Genomic DNA, 878 nt, shown 5'->3' with positions numbered 1-878 from the left:
TGGTTCCGCTTCGATGCCAGTGACGTGTGGACGGTGTTCCACTCCTACGCCTTCGACTTCTCGGTATGGGAGCTGTTCGGCGCGCTGTTGTATGGCGGCCGGGCGGTGATGGTGGCCAAGGACGTGGCGCGCTCCACCGAGGACTTCCATGCGCTGCTGCAGCGCGAGCAGGTGACGGTGCTGAACCAGACGCCGTCGGCGTTCCGCCAGTTGATCCCGGTGGCCTGCGCGTCAGCGCGGCAGGGGCAGGGCCTGGCCTTGCGGCACGTGGTGTTCGGCGGTGAAGCGCTGGACGTGGGCAGCCTCGAGCCCTGGTTCGAGGTGTTCGGCGACCGGCAGCCACGGCTGATCAACATGTACGGCATCACCGAAACCACGGTGCATGTGACCTACCGGCCGATCACCCAGGCCGATTTGGCCAAGGGCGCGAGCAGCCCGATCGGCGAGGTGATCCCGGACCTGTCGTGGTACCTGCTGGATGCCGCACTGAACCCGGTGGCCCCGGGCAGCCACGGCGAACTGGTGATCGGCCAGGTCGGCCTGGCACGGGGGTATCACGGGCGTCCGGGGCTGACCGCCGAGCGCTTCGTGCCCAACCCGTTCGACAGCCAGGGTGGCCGCCTGTACCGCTCGGGCGACCTGGCCCGCTACGGCGGCGCGGGGACGGTGGAGTACCTGGGGCGGATCGACCATCAGGTGAAGATTCGAGGTTTTCGCATCGAACTGGGCGAGATCGAGGCGCGGCTGCAGGCGCAGGCCAGCGTGGCCCAGGGCGTGGTCCTGGCCCAGGACGGCTCGGGCGGCAAGCAGCTGGTGGGTTATGTAGTGCCTGCCGATGCGGCCGTGATGGCCAGCACCGAGGCCCAGGCTGCCGAGCG

The 878-nt window shown here is 69.0% G+C and carries 1 protein-coding gene; it reads left to right on the top strand.

Annotation, left to right across the window (positions count from 1 at the left end):
- Positions 1–878: AMP-binding protein (locus CAG18_RS25915; protein WP_143492708.1), on the top strand; the 878-nt coding region annotated here is incomplete at both ends.

It is taken from the genome of Pseudomonas sp. B22(2017) (assembly GCF_002113105.1).
GTDB classification, from domain to species: Bacteria; Pseudomonadota; Gammaproteobacteria; order Pseudomonadales; family Pseudomonadaceae; genus Aquipseudomonas; species Aquipseudomonas asiatica.
Note: the sequence above shows the minus strand (reverse complement) of the source record. Positions and strands in the feature narration are given on the sequence as shown.